The 17,040-nt window shown below is 69.4% G+C and carries 16 protein-coding genes, 1 tRNA gene and 2 pseudogenes; 11 read left to right on the top strand and 8 right to left on the bottom strand.

The genetic code is table 11. The features are described from left to right. Nucleotides 1-42: 42 nt before the first annotated feature. Both ACWD1Z_RS11370 and ACWD1Z_RS11365 read right to left on the bottom strand, forming a co-directional pair. Complete coding sequence (locus tag ACWD1Z_RS11370) at nt 43-1,572, bottom strand: MFS transporter (RefSeq protein ID WP_451117614.1); 1,530 nt, start codon at nt 1,570-1,572, stop codon at nt 43-45. 94 nt (nt 1,573-1,666) lie between these two features. Then, the gene (locus ACWD1Z_RS11365) at nt 1,667-2,314 is read right to left on the bottom strand and encodes a TetR/AcrR family transcriptional regulator (RefSeq protein ID WP_451117612.1); all 648 of its coding nucleotides are present in this window, start codon (nt 2,312-2,314) and stop codon (nt 1,667-1,669) included. Nucleotides 2,315-2,572: 258 nt separating this feature from the next. Between ACWD1Z_RS11365 and ACWD1Z_RS11360 the strand changes: the two genes are divergently transcribed. The 3 genes from ACWD1Z_RS11360 to ACWD1Z_RS11350 all read left to right on the top strand — a co-directional run bounded on the left by ACWD1Z_RS11360 (nt 2,573) and on the right by ACWD1Z_RS11350 (nt 6,003). After that, nucleotides 2,573-3,850, top strand: coding sequence for a M6 family metalloprotease domain-containing protein (locus ACWD1Z_RS11360; RefSeq protein ID WP_451117610.1), 1,278 nt, complete (start codon nt 2,573-2,575; stop codon nt 3,848-3,850). Nucleotides 3,851-4,293: 443 nt separating this feature from the next. Next, the gene (locus ACWD1Z_RS11355) at nt 4,294-5,868 is read left to right on the top strand and encodes an IclR family transcriptional regulator domain-containing protein (protein ID WP_451117609.1); all 1,575 of its coding nucleotides are present in this window, start codon (nt 4,294-4,296) and stop codon (nt 5,866-5,868) included. Between the two features lie 59 nt (nt 5,869-5,927). Next, nucleotides 5,928-6,003: transfer RNA gene (locus tag ACWD1Z_RS11350), tRNA-Arg, on the top strand. Between the two features lie 60 nt (nt 6,004-6,063). Here ACWD1Z_RS11350 and ACWD1Z_RS11345 read toward each other — a convergent pair. Beyond that, nucleotides 6,064-6,255 (bottom strand): annotated as a pseudogene (locus ACWD1Z_RS11345) (tyrosine-type recombinase/integrase); the annotation flags it as partial. Between the two features lie 113 nt (nt 6,256-6,368). Here ACWD1Z_RS11345 and ACWD1Z_RS11340 point away from each other — a divergent pair. Both ACWD1Z_RS11340 and ACWD1Z_RS11335 read left to right on the top strand, forming a co-directional pair. After that, nucleotides 6,369-7,094, top strand: a complete 726-nt coding sequence (locus ACWD1Z_RS11340; protein ID WP_451117607.1) for a DUF6461 domain-containing protein — start codon at nt 6,369-6,371, stop codon at nt 7,092-7,094. Next, nucleotides 7,081-7,419, top strand: coding sequence for a hypothetical protein (locus tag ACWD1Z_RS11335; RefSeq protein WP_451117606.1), 339 nt, complete (start codon nt 7,081-7,083; stop codon nt 7,417-7,419). The genes ACWD1Z_RS11340 and ACWD1Z_RS11335 overlap by 14 nt, the downstream gene beginning before the upstream one ends. 95 nt (nt 7,420-7,514) lie before the next feature. Here ACWD1Z_RS11335 and ACWD1Z_RS11330 read toward each other — a convergent pair. Next, nucleotides 7,515-8,024 (bottom strand): annotated as a pseudogene (locus tag ACWD1Z_RS11330) (tyrosine-type recombinase/integrase); the annotation flags it as partial. A gap of 412 nt (nt 8,025-8,436) precedes the next feature. Here ACWD1Z_RS11330 and ACWD1Z_RS11325 point away from each other — a divergent pair. The 3 genes from ACWD1Z_RS11325 to ACWD1Z_RS11315 all read left to right on the top strand — a co-directional run bounded on the left by ACWD1Z_RS11325 (nt 8,437) and on the right by ACWD1Z_RS11315 (nt 10,872). Continuing rightward, nucleotides 8,437-9,288 carry a DUF6602 domain-containing protein gene (locus tag ACWD1Z_RS11325; protein WP_451117604.1) on the top strand — a complete coding sequence of 284 codons (852 nt, stop codon included), beginning with the start codon at nt 8,437-8,439 and terminating at the stop codon, nt 9,286-9,288. A gap of 532 nt (nt 9,289-9,820) precedes the next feature. Next, a complete protein-coding gene (locus ACWD1Z_RS11320; protein WP_451117602.1) occupies nt 9,821-10,009 on the top strand; it encodes a hypothetical protein in 189 nt (62 codons plus the stop codon). A 296-nt stretch (nt 10,010-10,305) separates the two neighbouring features. After that, nucleotides 10,306-10,872, top strand: a complete 567-nt coding sequence (locus ACWD1Z_RS11315; RefSeq protein ID WP_451117600.1) for a Uma2 family endonuclease — start codon at nt 10,306-10,308, stop codon at nt 10,870-10,872. Nucleotides 10,873-10,910: 38 nt separating this feature from the next. On the opposite strand, the gene ACWD1Z_RS11310 is transcribed toward ACWD1Z_RS11315, so the two are convergent. Then, on the bottom strand, nt 10,911-11,396 hold the full coding sequence (locus tag ACWD1Z_RS11310) for a DUF5994 family protein (protein ID WP_451117598.1): 486 nt from the start codon (nt 11,394-11,396) through the stop codon (nt 10,911-10,913). Between the two features lie 170 nt (nt 11,397-11,566). On the opposite strand from ACWD1Z_RS11310, the gene ACWD1Z_RS11305 reads away from it, so the two are divergent. Together ACWD1Z_RS11305 and ACWD1Z_RS11300 are read left to right on the top strand one after the other, a co-directional pair. Next, nucleotides 11,567-11,818, top strand: coding sequence for a hypothetical protein (locus tag ACWD1Z_RS11305; RefSeq protein WP_451117854.1), 252 nt, complete (start codon nt 11,567-11,569; stop codon nt 11,816-11,818). 269 nt (nt 11,819-12,087) lie between these two features. Further along, nucleotides 12,088-12,447 (top strand): hypothetical protein, encoded by a 360-nt coding sequence (locus ACWD1Z_RS11300; protein ID WP_451117596.1) that lies wholly within the window; start codon nt 12,088-12,090, stop codon nt 12,445-12,447. Between the two features lie 16 nt (nt 12,448-12,463). Here ACWD1Z_RS11300 and ACWD1Z_RS11295 read toward each other — a convergent pair whose 3' ends face one another. Next, nucleotides 12,464-13,063 (bottom strand): NADPH-dependent FMN reductase, encoded by a 600-nt coding sequence (locus tag ACWD1Z_RS11295; RefSeq protein ID WP_451117594.1) that lies wholly within the window; start codon nt 13,061-13,063, stop codon nt 12,464-12,466. A 112-nt stretch (nt 13,064-13,175) separates the two neighbouring features. Between ACWD1Z_RS11295 and ACWD1Z_RS11290 the strand changes: the two genes are divergently transcribed. Further along, nucleotides 13,176-14,015, top strand: a complete 840-nt coding sequence (locus ACWD1Z_RS11290) for a helix-turn-helix domain-containing protein (protein ID WP_451117592.1) — start codon at nt 13,176-13,178, stop codon at nt 14,013-14,015. A 78-nt stretch (nt 14,016-14,093) separates the two neighbouring features. On the opposite strand, the gene ACWD1Z_RS11285 is transcribed toward ACWD1Z_RS11290, so the two are convergent. Further along, nucleotides 14,094-15,740, bottom strand: coding sequence for a cellulase family glycosylhydrolase (locus ACWD1Z_RS11285; protein ID WP_451117590.1), 1,647 nt, complete (start codon nt 15,738-15,740; stop codon nt 14,094-14,096). A gap of 88 nt (nt 15,741-15,828) precedes the next feature. Then, on the bottom strand, nt 15,829-17,025 hold the full coding sequence (locus ACWD1Z_RS11280; protein ID WP_451117588.1) for an MFS transporter: 1,197 nt from the start codon (nt 17,023-17,025) through the stop codon (nt 15,829-15,831). Nucleotides 17,026-17,040: the final 15 nt, after the last annotated feature.

The following is a 17,040-nucleotide window of genomic DNA, read 5'->3' as shown; positions in this document are numbered from 1 at the left end:
TTCCCCGTCCGTACGGGTCGGTCGTCCCGAAGGGGTCCGTCGTCAGTGGGCGACGACCGGCACCAGCAGTTCCTCCTCGGCGCCGTCCTCGGACGAGGCCACCGGGCCGCTGCCCGGCTTGCCGGCGTTGACGAAGGTGAAGGCGATCAGCGCGGCGGCGACCAGGATGCCGACGGCCGCCCAGATCGCGGTGGTGTAGCCCTCGACCATGGCCTCCAGCTGGACCAGCTGCTGCTGGGCCGGGGTGCCGGCGCCGCCGATGTGGTCGGCGACGTAGGTGGTGGTGGCCGAGGCGGCGATCGTGTTCAGCAGCGCCGTACCGATCGCGCCGCCCACCTGCTGGGAGGTGTTGACCATCGCGGAGGCGACACCGGAGTCCTGCGGCTTGACGCCCATGGTGGCCAGGGACATGGCCGGCATGAACGCCGTACCCATGCCGAGGCCGAGCAGCAGCATCGCCGGCAGCAGCAGGGCGGTGTAGGAGGAGTCGACCTCCAGCTGGGTCAGCATCAGCATGCCGACCGCGGCGACCAGGAAGCCGGGGCCCATCAGCAGCCGCGGCGCGACCCGGGTCATCAGCCGGGTGCCGATCTGGGTCGAGCCCGTGATCATGCCCACGATCATCGGCAGGAAGGCGAAGCCGGTCTTGACCGGCGAGTAGCCCTGCACGATCTGCAGGTAGTAGGTCAGGAACAGGAACAGACCGAACATGCCGATGATGGCGAGGCCCAGCGAGAGGTAGATCCCGCCGCGGTTGCGGTCGGTGATCACGCGCAGCGGCAGCAGCGGGGCCTTGACCTTGGCCTCGGTGACGACGAACGCGACCAGCAGGACCACGGAGGCGACGAACATGCCGACCGTCACCGTGTCGCCCCAGCCCTCGGACTCGGCGCGGGTGAAGCCGTAGACCAGCGCGACCAGACCCAGGGTGGACAGCAGGACGCCGGGGATGTCGAGCGGGTTGCGGTTGCGGGCGCCCTCGGGCTCACGGATGACGAACCAGGCACCGGCGGCGGCGACCACGGCGAACGGGATGTTCACGAAGAACGTCCAGCGCCAGTCCAGGTACTCGGTGAGGAAGCCGCCGAGGATCAGGCCGACGGCACCGCCGGCACCGGCGATGGCGCCGTAGATGCCGAACGCCTTGGCGCGCTCCTTGCCGTCCGTGAACATCACGGCGAGCAGCGAGAGCGCGGCGGGCGCGAGGAGGGCGCCGAAGACACCCTGGAGGGCACGGGCGCCGAACATCATCGCCTCGTTGGTGGCGGCGCCACCGAGCGCGGAGGCCACGGCGAAGCCGGCGAGACCGACGACGAAGGCGCGCTTGCGGCCCCACAGGTCGGCGATCCGGCCGCCGAAGAGCAGCAGACCACCGAAGGCGAGGGCGTAGGCCGTGACGACCCACTGCCGGTTGCCGTCGGATATGCCGAGGTCCTGCTGGGCGGAGGGAAGCGCGATGTTCACGATGGTGGCGTCGAGGACGACCATCAGCTGGGCGAGCGCGATGAAGACGAGCGCTTTCCAGCGGTTGGAATCAGGGACGGATGGAGCCTTTACGGCCGCTTGAGACATGGGGGTACCCACTTCGGGACTTCGTGACGGAAAGAGTGTGAATAAAGAGGTGTGAATAAAGCGATGCAGACAGGGACTGGTGTCGCGGGCTGGACTAATCGGCTTGGCGCAGGTCCTCCAGGGTCACGGCCGTGCCGGGCAGGACGGAACGGGCCGGGGCCCGCAGTCCGTCCAGGAAGAGCTGCAGGTGGCGGTGGACGAAGCGGTCGACGTCCAGGCAGCCCGTGCCCGCCGGGGGCCGGCTCAGCTGGGCCACGGCGACCATCAGGTCCCCGACACCGACGTCCGTACGGAGCTGCCCGGCCGCCCGGGCGCGCTCCATCACCGCCTCGATGACCTGCTCACTGCGCTCGCGCGCGGCTTCCAGGTCCGGGTGGTTCTGGTCGAAGGTGCTGGAGATCATCGGGCACAGCGCGCTGATCCGCTCGTCGGCGGACGTGTGCACGAAGCGCTCCAGGGCCTCGAAGGCGTCGCCGCTCTCGGTGAGCGCGGTCTCGGCCGCGGCCACCGTGCGGTCCATGACGGAACAGACGACCTCGCGGACGAGCGCGTCGCGGTCCGGGAAGTTGCGGTACACCGTGGCATTGCCGACGCCGGCCCGGCGGGCGATCTCGTCGAGCGGCACGTCCGGACCGTGCTCGACGAACATCTCCCGGGCGGCGGTGACGATCCGCTCCCGGTTGCGCAGGGCGTCGGCGCGCGGCCGGGTCACCTTGTGCTGCGCGGGGGCTGCGGTCTGCACGGTGTACTCCTGAGTGGCGTGTGGTGCTGCTGTGGTGCGATCCGGGGAACCTCTCCCCGTTTCGCGCGGACACAGGTCTAAACGGGGAAACGATCCCCGGTTATTTCCCGCCTTCGAAGAGATTTCCTGTGACCTGAGTCACAGCCTTTCCGGGTGCCACGTTCGGGCTCATCCAGCGCGCGCCCGCGCTCCCCTCGGCCGAGGGTGATCGCAAGGGCGCAGCCGGTCCGGCGGCTGCCGTGGACGAAGGGCCCTTGCATGCAGCCGTCCAACCGTCGGATACGCCCCCGCCGGGCAGCCGCCCTCGCCTCCGTGACCGCGCTGACCTTCGCGATCAGCACCTCGGCCGGCTCCGGACACCTCTCGGCGGGCGGTACGACGGCCAAGGCGGGCCCGATAGCCCTGTCCCGCACCTCCGCGCTCGGCCCCTGCATGATCAGCGGCAGCCCTTCGGTCCAGATGTCCGAGGGCGTCCCCACCCCGGGCGGCTACTCCCGCTCCACCGGCACGGTCCGCGCCCTGACCCTGATGGTCGACTTCTCCGACGCCCGCGGCCAGGGCCGCGCCCGGGACCGCTTCCGCGAGTTCTTCCCGCAGACCCGGGACTGGTTCCGCACGAGTTCCTACGGCCGCCTCGACTACCGGGCCGAGACCCCGATACCCGGCTGGCTGCGCATGCCGAAGCCCTTCGCCGAGTACGGCATAGAACGCGGCGCCCCCTTCGACCCCGGCTACCGGGAACTGGTCCAGGACATCGTGGCCGCGGCCGACCCGAAGGTGGACTTCCGGCGCTACGACTTCCTGAACGTCCTGGTCACCCCGAACGCGGGCCCCTCCGCCCTGGACACGGTCCTGTCGGTCACCTTCGCCGGCAACACCGAGGCACCGGTCGCCGACGGCGTCCCCGTCGCGAACGCCTCCTTCGTCTACTCCCGCCAGGACGACGGCTCCGGCACCTACGACCGCACCGGCTATCGCGTCCTCCCCCACGAGAACGGCCATGTCTTCGGCCTGCCCGACCTCTACACCCAGGAGGGCGGGGGCGCGGTCGGCCACTGGGACATCATGAGCGAGGACTGGGGCGCCAACAACGACCTGCTCGGCTGGCACAAGTGGAAGCTGGGCTGGCTGGACGCGGACCAGGTCCGCTGCGCGACGGCGCCCGGGACATCGGAGTACCGGCTGACCCCGCTGTCCCGCACCGGCGGCCCGAAGCTGGTCTTCGTCCCGCTGGACGGCCGTACCGGCTACGCCGTCGAACTGCGCACCCGCGGCGGCAACGACGAGGCGGTCTGCCGGCCGGGGGTACTGATCTACAAGGTCGACGCGGACGTGGACACCGGCCAGGGCCCGGTACGGGTCTTCGACAGCGCCCGCGACAGCGGCGGCTGCACCCGCAGCCCGAACGTCCACGCGGAACTCTCGGACGCCCCCTTCCGCCCCGGCGAAAACTTCAGGGACCCACGACGGGGGATCCGCATAACGGTGACAGCGCAACTGTCCGGGGACCATGTGGTGCGGGTTACCCGGAGGTGAGGGGGTCGGGGGAGGAGGGCGTCGGGGGAGGAGGCGTTCTGGCCCGCCCGCGGGGACGGGTCAGGTGTGGGGGACGGGTCGTGGCACGGGCTCGGGCGGGCGGTGCGGGATGTGGGGGGCGGCGCGGGATCCGGGGGTGTTGCGGGATCCGGGGGTGTTGCGGGATTGCGGGATCCGGGGAATGTTGCGGGCTCGGGCGGGCGTCGCGGGATCCGGCGGGCGCTGCGGGCTCGGGCGGGAGCGGGCGGCGGGATCCAGGGCGCGGTGCTGGGCCCGGCGGGAGGTACGGGCTCCGGGTGGCGGCTCGGAGTCGGCGGGCGCTGCAGGCGTCGGGGGCGGCGCGGGCCCAGCGGGCTCCGGGCGAGGGGCGAGGGCTCGCGGGCGGTGCGGGCTGCGGGGTGGGATTACCGTAGGCGTGCTGAGATCGCCGTATCGGAGGGCTGATGCCCGTGCACACCACGACCGTCGTCGATGAGGCCGCTGTGCCGGCCGAGGCGGTCGCGCCGTTGATCCGGGGGGTCTCGGTGCTGCGGGAGCTGACGGAGGCCGGCGGGACGATGAGCCCCAGCGGGCTGGAGCGGGCCACGGGCCTCGCCCGTTCCACGGTCGACCGCATCACCTCCACCCTCGCCCGCATGGGGTACGTCCGTCTCGACGGCCGGGACGTGATCCTGGCCCCCCGTCTGATGGACCTCGGCAACGCCTACCTGGCGTCCCTGCGCCTGCCCGCACTCCTCGCGGCCCACGCCGACGCGCTGGCCGACGAACTGGACGAGTCGGTCTCCCTCGCCGTGCCCGACGCCGACGGCATCCGCTTCATCCACCAGGCCACCCGCCGCCGCGCGATGTCCCTGAGCTTCCGCATCGGCGACCTCCTCCCCGCCGAACGCACCGCCCCGGGACCGCTGTTCGCCACGCAGTGGACGGAGCAGGACTGGCACGGCTGGCGCGCGCGCAGGGCGCGGGACCCGGAGAACAGGGCCTTCCCGGCCGTACCGCCGAGCGAACGGCCGTTCAGGGACGAGGAGTTCACCGACCGGGTGGCGCGGGCCCGGGAGGACGGCTGGGCGCTGGACGACCAGTTGATCGAACCGGGACTGGTGGCGCTGTCGGTTCCGGTACGCGCTCCCGGCACGCACCGGATCGCCTGCGTGGCCAGCGTGGTGAGCCACACGAGCCGCCACCCGGCGACAAACCTGCGCGAGGCGCTGCTGCCGAGGCTGCGGCGGGCGGTGGCGACGATGGAACGGGAACTGAGAAGGGCCCCCGCCGCGGCCCCGGCCCCGCCGCCCTCCGCCCTGGCGGCCTGGACGGGCGGGTCGAAGCGGGAACTGGGCCGGGACTTCGTGGAGTCGCTGGCCCGGGGCCTGACGGTCCTGACGGCGTTCGGCGAGGGCCGGGCACGCCTGACGCTGACGGAGGTGGCCCAGGCGACGGGCCTGGCCAGGGCGACGGCACGCAGAGCACTGATCACGTACGAACACCTGGGCCTGGTGACCCGCCCGGACGAGCGTACGTACGCCCTGACCCCCAGGGTCCTGTCGCTGGGCTTCCCCCCGCTCTCCCGAACGACGCTTCCCCGCCTGGCGACCCCTCACCTGACGGACCTGACGACCCGACTCCAGGAGTCGGCAACCCTCGCGACCCTCTCCCCCGACGGCAAGGAGATCGTCCACACGGCGGAAGCCACCGCCCACCGCGTCATGAGCGTGACGATCCCCCCGGGCACCCGGGCCCCGGCCGCGGAAACGGCACTGGGCCAGGTACTCCTCTCCCCCGACCGGGACCACGCCCTGCTGGACGAGGAACGCGAGGCGGGCCTGCGCACCCTCGCCGTCCCGATCCACGACGCCCGCACGGGCACCCGGGTGGCCGCGGTCGGCGTGGCCATGCACGCGGCACGCCACACCCCCGAGGAGTGCGTCCGCACGATGCTCCCGCCCCTCCGCTCAACGGCCCAGGCCATCGAAGCGGACCTCCACGCCGCCTCCCGCTTCACCCACGTCCCGATCACCTGACCCCACCCCGACGCAATCCGGTACCCTGACGCCTGTGCCCCTCCGTGGGCACCCCGTCCGCCTTCGTAGCTCAGGGGATAGAGCACGGCTCTCCTAAAGCCGGTGTCGCAGGTTCGAATCCTGCCGGGGGCACCAGCCAAAAGGCCCCGGACCGATCATGGTCCGGGGTCTTTGACATCTACTTTTGACATCAACGGAGTGCCCAAGGATCTCCATCACGACGCGGGGCGCGACCCCGGCTGCAGTGAGGAGCGTCGCCGTGCCAGGGCGAGTGTCATGCAGCCGGATCACGCGGAGCCAGGGATCCTGGGCTACGCGGGTGAAAGACCTGTAGATGTTGCGCGGCTCGATCGGCCGACCGGTGCGGGTGATGACGACGTGGTCGGAATTTGACGTCAGCAGCCGCGGCCAGCCGTCGTTATCGCTCCTCACGCAGCCACACGAGATCAGAGGCGAGCGAGCCCATTCACGCCGCAGGCGTCGAAGGCCACAATCGGCAGATGACTGCTCCCAGCGGAAATGAGCAACCGCTCGACAGCCTCGGACAGATGTCGGCCGCCACTTTCACCGTCGTACGCGGTGCGCAGGAAGCCGACGTGATCCGGCTCTTCGGCGGCCAACCTGAGCATGCCCGGCAGGTCACACTGGCCACGTTCCTCACGGACTACGACGTCGAGCGCATCGCCGTCTCCCGGTCAGGATCGACGGTCGTCATCCTGGAGAACAACGGCTACCAGGGTTCCCGCGAAGAGGTACTGCGCCCGCTGTCTCAACTGGGGCGCGCGGCAAGTGCCTTCTGGAACGTCAACGCCCACTCCCAGCTCAGTCTCGCCGAGGAGGGCCTCATTCTCTCCTCGTTCGACAGCCTGTTCCCCGACGACATCTACGGCACGCGCCCCGACGCGTGGCAGCCCCTGCTGCAGGGAATCAGCTTCGGCACCTCCGACTGGGGCGCAGGGCTCGTCGCCCTCCAACGCGCCACCGGTGCGCGCCTGGACGACGCATGGGCGGCTGGCCCACACCTAGCAGTAAACATCGTTCCGGTACGACGGTCCCTGGTCCCCCAAGAGCTCGTCGGATCACCCCTGTTGCAACAGGAGCCGTTCGCGAGCTACGTGACCGACCTCGGCCCCCACTTGCTGCCGCAGATGCAGCGATACGCACTCGAACTGGCGATCTCTCACGCCGGCATCTCCGATCACGCCTTGGTCGTTGCTAGCCCTTGAAGCTAAGGACACCCCCGCTGTCGCGCGGGAACGCCTGCGGGACGAACTCACCACCGCGTACCACGAAGGCGTATATGAAGGGCGCCAACTCAGAATCACGGACCCTGATGACAACCGCCCTGAGTGGGAACTTCCTTCGCACCTCGCTGCCCGCCGTGCCATCGTCCTCCACGCCCTGGCGGAATATCTCGCCCCAGATCTGACCCGCGACATGGGCCACCACGACCCGGAATACACCCTGACTGCCGCGATGACCGGTGAGGGCGACGCCACCAAGCGCTTCTGGCTGCTTCATCCTCTCTACAAGGCGTCCCAGCCCACCTGAAGGCATGACGGCGACCTGTATCGACACAGAAGCCAGCCGATAGCCAGACATACCACGACCGAATTTTCCGCAGGTCAAAGCCATGATCAGAGGAAACCGGCCGCGGTGAAGAGGGTGGCCGTGCCGTGGCGGGCGTCGTGGAGACACGGTTGACGCGGAAGCCGGCGGACTCGGTGACCCGGGTGAATGAGCGGTAGAGGTTGCGCTGCTCGACCGGACGGCCGGTGCGGGTGCCGAAGACGTAGTCCGAGTCCTGCCACGTCTATCCCGCCTTTGTCCGGGCGTCCGTCTGTCGCATGCGGTGCCAGCGCAGAGGTGTGATGCAGAGGCACGGCCCGACGGCGGCGGCTCTTGGGGCCGTCGTACAGGACGCCGCAGCGGCGCTAGACCCGGTGGCGGACGTGGAGAACGCGGTTGTCGAGGTCGAGGTCCGACCACCGGAGGCCGACGATCTCTCCTCGGCGGAGGCCGATGGCTATGGCGAGCACGAAGGCGGCGTAGAGCGGGTCCTCACGGGAGGCGGCGAGGAAGTCGAGGGTCCAGGGACGCAGCTCGAGCGTGTCCGTGCGAGGCGGCTCGACGAGCTTGGCGACATTGCCGCATATTCGAGGTCTACGCGATCCGACTCCTGGACGCCCTGGATGACAAGGCCTTCACGTACGAAGCCACGACGGCAAACAACCGATCCCAGCGGGATAAGACTTTCCCTACTTCATCACGGCCCGCCCACGGCGGCGCGCTCCGTGCATGCGGGCGAAGAGCGGGAGAAACCCTGTGTGGCTGGCGCGATCGGCTCGAAGGCTTTAAGGCAGCCACTTTGGGGCAAGCCTCTAAGATCATGGCCCCAACGTCGTGCTTTAACAGGCAGGTCCACAGACTGCCCGACTCACCGGAAGCTTAAGGGGCCATGATCACTCGCCACAAAGCCGCCCCACCGACCTCGTCATCCGGCACACATGCTCCCCGCTCGCTGTCAAAATGGATACAGGGGCCAGTCCGAAGGTGAGGGGGACGGTAGTGAGCCAGCAGGAGCTAGTTTCCTACTTTAAGCAGGCCACCATGGAAATGCAGCTTGAGTACGAGCGAATCCGCACACGTGCCACCGAAGATCCCGGAACGGCTGGAGATGAAGGCGAAGAGAATTGGGCCTCACTTTTCAGGAAATGGCTTCCAGGGGATTTGCAGCTCGCCACAAAAGGACGGGTTCTTTGCGGCAGCGGAGAAGCAACGGATCAAGTTGACATAGTGGCCCTGTCTGCCTCGTATCCGCACGGGATGCTCGGAAAGAAAATGCACCTCGCCTCCGAAGTGATGGCCATATTCGAATGTAAAGCGACTCTGAAAGCGCACCACATTGAGAAGACGATCGTGAGCGCCAATCGCGCGAAGGAGACTATCTACAGAGCACACGGAAAGGAAGTAATTTACGGACTCGTGGCGCACTCTCACTCGTGGGGAAGTGATAGGTCAAAAGTCGTAGAGAGGATCTCCAGCAAGCTTGCAGAGGCCAGCAGTGCTCATGTCGAGCACCCGAACAACTCGCTAGATTTTGTGTGTATCGCCGACCTCGGCTCATGGACTCTTCGAATGGAGTGGGACGAAGACTACTACGGGCCAGGAGTAGTTAGTTACTACTCCGGCCCGTCATTCGCCAGCCTCAACGGAAAGTCCGGCGTCGACACATCGCCTATCGGGAGAATGGTCACCTACACACTGCGGCGCCTGTCCTACCTAGATGATAAGTATCGGGGGTTGGCCTCATATTTTGGAATGTCAGGCCTTGAAGGGGTAGGTTCCTGGACATCGAGTGACCTTCGCATTTGGACAGATTTCAATAGCAAGCGCAGGCATGTCGATCTCTTCTACTAGCCCAGACGTCACCAGCGATCTTCCCGGCCTGTGACTCGAAGATCTGGGCCCCAACGTCGTGCTTTAACGGGCAGGTCAACAGCCCAATGTGCCAGCAGCTTACGGGCCATGATCACTCGCGCCAAAGCGGATCCCGACCAAAGTCGTTCCGTCAACCTTGGATTACCAGGACACCACGAGCAGCCAGCAGACAAGGAACAGTCCACATGCAATAGTCGCATGCAAGGCTTGCTTGAAGTGTTCGTGTTTCCATTTTGCGGGCCGGTCCACAGACTGCCCCAGGAGGAACGGCCGCGTTCGCGTCTTGCGGGCGGCGCCGGGGCGATCGCTGGGCGCCCGGTGCCGTCCCACGCCCCCGCGGTCACTCGACGACAACCGACAGGACAGTCGAGCTACAGCTACTACCCACGAACCCCCAGGTCACAGGCTCCCTGTCATACGGGTTACCACCTAAGGGTGGACGTCAGGCAGGATGAGGCGTTTCTTGCTACATCCGGTTAGACATCGTCAGGCGACCGGTCCAGGAGGCCTCATGAGCACTGTCCGCGTACGCATCGGGGACTACCGGACGAAGTACCACACGAACGCGGACTGTCCGTCGCTGAACGGGAAGCAGGATACCCACCTGGGCCAGGAGTCGATGTCCGAGGAGCAGGCCAAGGATCAAGGGCTCACAGCCTGCCAGCACTGCAACAGGACGGGTACGACTACCGCGCCGTGAGCATCGTGCCCAGGCGCGTCTAACATCCACGGCTGACATCAACGAGGCCGGACGGCGGCATACAGCAGCACCACGGGGTGGCCGTCGGACCAGCCGTCGACGGCCCAGAGGCGGGCGTAGATCGCACTCCTAAAGCGGGTGTCGCAGGTTCGAATTCTGCCGGGGGCACGGCGCAAGGCACTCTGTTCGGCCTCGGACTTCTCGTCCGGGGCCGTTTTGCGTGCCGGGCGAAGGGCGGACAGTACGCTGAAGCCAGCGGGATCGGGCCCGCGGCACACGTGTCCGGGAGGTGCTTCATGACGGCCGAGATGATGGCTCCGGCGTGGATGCATGAGCAGATCACGGCGGAGGAGTACGAGTCCTGGTCCGATGAGCAGTGCGCCGGCATCGAGATCGTGGACGGGATGGTCGTCGTGAGTCCGAGCGCGTCCAAGCGGCACAACCGGCTGGCCCGAATTCTGGCGAACGCCCTGGATGCCGCCTCGGGCCCGGAGTGGAACGCTGACACGGACTTCGACGTCCGGCTGCAGGACGTCCCGCTGACCAATCGCCGCCCGGACGTCGTCGTGTACCGCGCGGACACGATCGACCTCAGCCCCACCCGCCCTGAGCACATCCTCATGGTCGTCGAGGTGGTGTCGCCGGGCTCGGAGACCACCGACCGGATCGTGAAGGTCGACCAGTACGCCAAGGCGGGCATCGGCTTCTACTGGAGGGTCGAGCAGGCCGCGACCGGCGTTCCTCTCGTGTACACCTACATTCTCGACCCCGCGACGAAGGCTTACCGGGACGGAGACGTGTTCACCGGCGTCATCAAGGCAGCGGCCCCCTTCCCGGTGGAGATCGACCTCGGCCAGGTCTGATTTCTGGCCATCCGCTGGTCTCAGCCTCGTCGGCGCTCTCAGGGATCCGGTGTCGCCCTGTGCGTGCCGGTGTGGATGAGGATTTGGTCGGCCTGGGTGATGTTGCCCGTGCGGACGGCTTCGGTCATTGCTGCGCGGGCGGCGTCCGGGGTGGCGTGCGGGGGGATCACCAGCAGGGAGAAGAGGTCCTGTTCGGCGGGGGTGATGAGGACCGTGTCGTCGCCGACCGGGAAGGAGTCGATGTGCACGACCCGGCCCTCGATGACCAGCCTCGTCGGCAGCGCCTCCCACGCACTGGCGTCCAGGCCGACCCGGGTGACCGGTCCGACGTGCTCGGTCAGGGCGGCGATCAGGGCGGGGAGCTCCGCGGCGATGTCCCGGGACCGCGGCCACCACGCTCCGTCGAGAGCGGCCTGGCGGTCCTGGGTCGTCTCCAGCCGTACGACCGCCGTCCCGGGGCGCACGGCCTGGTGGACGGTGTCCGGCGGGAGCCTGGTCACGCGCGGGGAGCCGGAGTCGGACATCGCACTCGCCTGCCTGACGGGGAGGAAAACGCAGCCACTGCCTGGCTTTCACCGTACTCCGCAGCCCGGGCCGATGCCCTGGCCCGCCGGTCTGGCGCGAGGACCACGGGGCGGGCGGGAGTAGAGTGAAAGATCCTTCCCGTTGCTCAGTGCGCCATGTCGAGGTCTCCATGCAGTCCACGGAAACACCCCCGGACGGGTACGCCGAGGTAGGTATCGTCGCGGCCTCCCCCGAGGTCGCCCGTCGTGTCGCGGAGGTGCTCCGTCAGTGCTTCGCCGCCACCGAGCAGCGCAGCTATCCCGCGGACAGCAAGGGAGGGACCCGTCTCCAGCTCACCGTGGACACCACCCGCCCCGCGGAACCGGCACGGTCCTGGCTGGAGACCAGCCGCTCCGGGGAGGACGACCACGAAGCGGAGTGAGCCGCGCGGATGAGGTGGGGGGCACCCGTCGCCGCGGCCACGAGCGGGTCCGCGGGCTCCTCCCTCGTGTCCCGGACCTCGCTCCTCCGTCGGACGCCAGGTCGCCGCGTTGACATGCGGTGCCGCCGGACGTTGACTGACCGGGCGGTGCGGGGGCAGTCGGGACAGGCGGCCCCGGTGCCGCGGCAGGGTCGACAGGGTCTTCGTGTGCTGGAACAGGCCGTCGCGGAGACCGACGGCGCCTTCGGGCGGAACGAAAGCGGTCCTTGATGATGTACGACCAGACACGCGCTCAGCAGCCCGCGGGCCAGGGCCAGAGCCAGAGCCAGGGCTCCGCCCAACGGCGTCCCCAGGGCCCGGAGCCGCTGCTGCCGTCGGCCGAGCGGGACGAGGTCCTCACGCGCCTTCGGCACGCCATGAACACCTTCGCCGACAGTCCGCGCGAGGCGCTGGAAGAGGCCGAGAGCGCCTACGACGAGGCCACCGCCCACCTGGTGAACGCCCTCGCGGAGCGGCGACGCCTGCTGCGCGCCGGGTGGCAGGACCAGGAGCCCGGCGCGGAGGCCGACGATCTGCGGCAGGCGCTGCGGCAGTACCGGGAGATCACCCAGCGGATGCTCCAGCTCTAGCGTCGGCTGAAGCGGCTCAGCCCGGGTAGGGGGCCGCCTCTCGTGCCGTGCGCAGGGCACCGGCCCACCAGGACAGCTGGTCCAGGAGGGTCTTGGCGTAGCCGGGGGTCTCGGGGTCCAGGGGGCGGCCGTCCTGCCAGGTGGTGAAGTACATGGGGAAGGCCAGGCCGTCCCGGATGGTCACCGCGTGGAGTTCCGTCAGGACGTTCTCCAGGTGGAGGACCGCGTGGCGGCCGCCCGCCGCTCCGCCGTAGCTGACGAAGGCGACCGGCTTGGCCGTCCACTGGGTGAAGTGCCAGTCGATGGCCGCCTTCAGCGAGGCCGGGTAACTGTGGTTGTACTCGGGGGTGATCACGATGAACGCGTCCGCGCTGTCCAGGGCCGCCGTCAGCGGTGCCATCCCGGCCGGACGGGGGTAGTCGTCGCCCGCGAACTTCGGCGAGGCCGCCGGCAGGGCCAACGGGAGGTCGATGTCGGCCAGATCGACGACCTCGACCTCGAAACCCCCGTGCGCCGCCGCTTGTTCGGCGACCCATGAACCCACGACCGGGCCGAATCGTCCGTCCCGGACGCTGCCCACGATGACCACCAGCTTGTGCTTGCTCGTCTTCTGCATGCCCACCACGATCAGGGCGCGCGCCGGAGCCAGCCAGACCGTGTTCAGGCTGGCCCCCGCAGGGCCACGCTGAGCACTCCGCGGGCGGCCGGCGGCGACCTATGCTCCCGGTATGGGCACGCCACTGGGGGACTTCATCCGGGCCAAGCGCGACAGCATCCAGCCCGCGGCGCTGGGGCTGCCCGAGCGCGGGCGCCGCCGGTCACCGGGGCTGCGGCGGCTCGATCTCGCCGGCCGGGCCGGTATCAGCGTGGAGTATCTGACCCGTATCGAGCAGGGCCGCGACCGCAATCCCTCCATCGCGGTCGTCAACGCGCTCGCCGACGCCCTCAGCCTCGACCCCGCCGAACGCAGCCACCTGCGCTACCTCGCCAAGATCACCGGCGGTGAGTGCTCCGCGCACAGCCGGCCCGCGCCCCCGCGCCGGGAGGTCCGTGCGACGGTCCTGGAGACCCTGCGCCTGCTGGAGCCGGGCATCGCGGTGGTGACCAACAGGCTGGGCGACCTCCTCGCCCGTACCAGCGGATACGAGGCGGTGGCCAGGGGGACCGGGCTGCTCGACTCCGACGCCCCGAACCTCACCCGGTACCTCTTCAACGACCCCCGCGCCCGGGCGTTCTTCGCGGACTGGGACGACATCGCGGACGAGCAGGTCTTCGATCTGTGGCTCGCGCCCTCCGTCGAGAACTCCGAGTGGTTCACCTCGGAACTCGCCCCCGTCGCGGGGCCCGACTTCACCCGCCGGCTGAACCGGCACACCGTTCCGCACCGGGGCGAGCTGCGCCTGAACCACCCCGCCGGACCCGAACTCCGGCTGCGCCGCGAGATTCTTGAACTCTCCGCGGACGACCAGCAGTTGGTGGTCCTCCTGCCCGCCGACGAGGCCACGGCCGGGGCCGTCGAGGAACTCCGGCGCCCGCCGGGCGGCAGCCGGCTGCGGGCCATCTCCTGACGGACGGCAGGGCCCGCGGCGCCGGCCGCGGGCCCCTCCCGAAGGATCAGCAGGTCAACTCGTCGTGGGATCGGACGGTCAACTCGTCGTGCAGGTCGCGCCGTTCAGGGTGAAGGCCGTCGGGGACGGGTTCGTCGTCCCCCGCGTGCCGGTGAAACCGATCGTGACGGAACCCGACGCCGGGATCGTCGTGGTGTACGACGCCGGTGCCACCCGGACCGCGGCCGCCGTCTGCGTCGGAACTCCGCCCCACATGTTGGTCACCGTCTGGCCCGCCGGGAAGGAGAAGCCGAGGGTCCAGCCGTTGACCGGGGCGGTGCCGGTGTTGCGGACGGTCAGGTCCGCCTGGAAGCCGCCCGGCCATTCGTTCACCACGCGGTAGGCGACCGCGCAGGTGCCGGTGGGCGGGCTGGTCGTCGTCAGCGTCGTCGTCGCCGAGCGGGACGAGCGGTTGCCCGCCGCGTCCTTCGCGTACACCGCCAGCGTGTACGTCGTGTTCGGGGACAGGCCGGTGAGGGCCGCCGAGGTCGTCGTCGACGCCGCCAGGGCGGTCTCCGTCGTCCCCGTCACCCGGACGATCTCGTACGCCGTGACGCCAACGTTGTCAGTCGCCGCCCGCCAGTTCAGCGTCGCCGACGTCGAGGTCACCGCGGACGCCGTGGGGGTGCCGGGGGCGGTCGGGGCCTGGGTGTCGGTGCCCCCGCCGCTGAAGATCGTGGCCTCCTCGGACGTCTGGGCGATGCCGTTCGCGCCGTGGAAGATGCGCTGCCCCCACGAACTCAGCCGGTTGGGGTCGAAGCCGATCGCCAGGTCCAGGATCGGATCGGTGTTGCCGCTCCAGGACCAGGCCAGATAGCCGAGGTCCAGGCGTTGCGCCGCGGCCATCATGGTGTCCTCGTCCGGATCGCCCCACTGGTCCGCCGGGCCGCCGAACTCACCGATCAGGATGGGCAGTTTCGCCGCCACGAAGGCGTTCAGATAGTCCGTGATCTCCGCCGCCGTGTCGTACACGCTGTACATGTGGATGGAGAAGATGAGGTTGCCGGTGGGGTCCGCCGCGTACACCGCCTGGGCGTTGGCGCGCATCACGCCCTGCCAGTCCTGACCCCAGTTCGGCGCGTCCACCATGATCGTGTGGTCCAGGCCCGCCGCCCGCAGCTTCTTCACCGAGGCGATGGTCGGGTCCGTCCAGCCCGCCGGGTCGGTGTTGCCCCAGGGCTCGTTGCCGATGTTGACGATGACGTAGTCCTCCTGGCCGGCCAGTACGTCCTTCAGGCCGATCCAGTAGTCCGCCGCCGAGTCGAGCGTGGCGGCCGCCGCCTCCTCGCCGTAGCCGGTCGTGTCATGCACCTCCAGTACGCAGATCAGGCGGTTCGCCTTGCAGCTCGCGATGACCGCGGCCACGTCCTCGGGCGTGTTACGGGTCCAGCGGTGGCCGTTGGACAGGACCACCCGGACGCTGTTGGCGCCCAGCGCCTTGATGTCGGCCAGCGACTGGGTCTCGCCGGGATACCAGGTGTGAGCGTGGTTCACACCGCGCATCACGAAGTCGTTGCCGTTCGCCTCCAGGAGGCGGCCGTTGCTGATGTGCAGGCCCACGGCCTGCGGCCGTACCTCCTGCGGTTCCGCGGCCTGGGACGGGGTCGCGCCCAGGGCCAGCAGACCTAACAGGGTGGCCAGCGCCGTCAGCAGCGTCGCCGCCGCCGAACTCTTGTGTGTTCTCACTGCGACTCCTGAGAAATGAGCACCGGAAAACTTCGGAAGAAAAATGTGGGAGCGCTCCCACACATGTATCCACTACGCCAGGGACACGTCAAGACAATGCGCGCTCCTCGCTTTCCGCGGGCACCGGTGCGCGCAGCCCTCGCGCGAGCCACCCCGTCACCGCCAGTGACGCCGCCGCCATGGCCGTCATCGCCGTCGCGGGCGAGGTCAGCTGGGCGACCGACCCGGCCAGCGTGGCGCTCACGCCCTGCAGGGTCAGCATCCCGGCGGAGTGCAACCCCAGGGCGTGTCCGCTCAGTTCGTCCGGTGTGAGGGCCATCAGCCGCTCCTGCTGCACCAGGCTCGCCCCGAACCCGACCGACGCCAGCGCGACGGCGAGGGCCGCGAGTGGCAGCGGCGGACCGAGCACGAACAGGAGGTACGGCGAGGCCAGCAGCACCAGCAGCGGCACCCCGAGCCGGGCGCGCCGGGCGGGCGGGATCAGGCGGCCCACGGCCACATCGCCGGCCAGCATGCCGAGGGCGGCGCAGGCGAAGAGGGTGCCGGCGGACTCGGGGGCGTAGGAGACGTAGAGCGATTCGCAGCCGACCACCAGGCCGTTGGGGATCCACAGGGCGAGCAGGACCGTGCGGCGAGGGCGGGAGGACCACAGCAGGGCGTTGGTGCGCCAGGTCGCCGCGACCGACGGGCGGCCGGTGGCGCGTGGGGGCCGGGGGGTGAGGCCGAGGCGGACTGTGGCCGCCGCGAGGACGTACAGCGCGGCCGAGAGCAGCAGTACCGGGCGGGGGGACAGGACCGCGACCAGCGCGCCGCCCGTGGCGTATCCGGCGATCTGCAGGAGCCCGCTCATCATGTTGAAGACCGAACGGCCCAGTAGGTAGCCGTCCTTGGCGAGGATCTCGTTCAGCAGGCCCCAGCGGACTCCCCCGCCGAGCGAGGCGATCAGGCCCTGCGCCGGCAGGACGACGAAGACGGCCCAGATCGGCAGGCCCGGTACCGCGAGGAGCGCGGTGGCCACGGCGAAGGCCGCAGAGATGCCGGTCAGGGTCGCCCTCGGGGGGAGGCGGTCGGCGCCGGAGAGGAACAGGGAGGCGCCCAGCACCTGGGCGAGCGAGGGGCCGAACATGCTCACCGCCGACAGCAGCGGGGAGTCGGTCGCCCGGTACACGAGGGTGGCGAGCGCCAGGCCGCCGACCGTCTGGGCCGCGATCTGGGCCGAGGAGGCGAGGAAGAGGGGGGTGAATTCGGGCGTGCGGAAGAGGACTTGGTAGCTGTTGCTGCGCATGTGCGGGAGTCTCGG

This window comes from Streptomyces sp. NPDC002784 (genome assembly GCF_053592135.1).
Note: the sequence above shows the minus strand (reverse complement) of the source record. Positions and strands in the feature narration are given on the sequence as shown.

What these genes read in the sequence shown, in the direction of transcription:
- ACWD1Z_RS11360 (WP_451117610.1), top strand. Translation starts at nt 2,573, where the DNA reads ATGCAGCCGTCCAACCGTCGGATACGCCCCCGCCGGGCAGCCGCCCTC.
- ACWD1Z_RS11305 (WP_451117854.1), top strand. Translation starts at nt 11,567, where the DNA reads ATGCAGTCCACGGAAACACCCCCGGACGGGTACGCCGAGGTAGGTATC.
- ACWD1Z_RS11355 (WP_451117609.1), top strand. Translation starts at nt 4,294, where the DNA reads ATGCCCGTGCACACCACGACCGTCGTCGATGAGGCCGCTGTGCCGGCC.
- ACWD1Z_RS11370 (WP_451117614.1), bottom strand. Translation starts at nt 1,572, where the DNA reads ATGTCTCAAGCGGCCGTAAAGGCTCCATCCGTCCCTGATTCCAACCGC.
- ACWD1Z_RS11290 (WP_451117592.1), top strand. Translation starts at nt 13,176, where the DNA reads ATGGGCACGCCACTGGGGGACTTCATCCGGGCCAAGCGCGACAGCATC.
- ACWD1Z_RS11300 (WP_451117596.1), top strand. Translation starts at nt 12,088, where the DNA reads ATGATGTACGACCAGACACGCGCTCAGCAGCCCGCGGGCCAGGGCCAG.
- ACWD1Z_RS11340 (WP_451117607.1), top strand. Translation starts at nt 6,369, where the DNA reads ATGACTGCTCCCAGCGGAAATGAGCAACCGCTCGACAGCCTCGGACAG.
- ACWD1Z_RS11315 (WP_451117600.1), top strand. Translation starts at nt 10,306, where the DNA reads ATGACGGCCGAGATGATGGCTCCGGCGTGGATGCATGAGCAGATCACG.
- ACWD1Z_RS11280 (WP_451117588.1), bottom strand. Translation starts at nt 17,025, where the DNA reads ATGCGCAGCAACAGCTACCAAGTCCTCTTCCGCACGCCCGAATTCACC.
- ACWD1Z_RS11320 (WP_451117602.1), top strand. Translation starts at nt 9,821, where the DNA reads ATGAGCACTGTCCGCGTACGCATCGGGGACTACCGGACGAAGTACCAC.
- ACWD1Z_RS11295 (WP_451117594.1), bottom strand. Translation starts at nt 13,063, where the DNA reads ATGCAGAAGACGAGCAAGCACAAGCTGGTGGTCATCGTGGGCAGCGTC.
- ACWD1Z_RS11310 (WP_451117598.1), bottom strand. Translation starts at nt 11,396, where the DNA reads ATGTCCGACTCCGGCTCCCCGCGCGTGACCAGGCTCCCGCCGGACACC.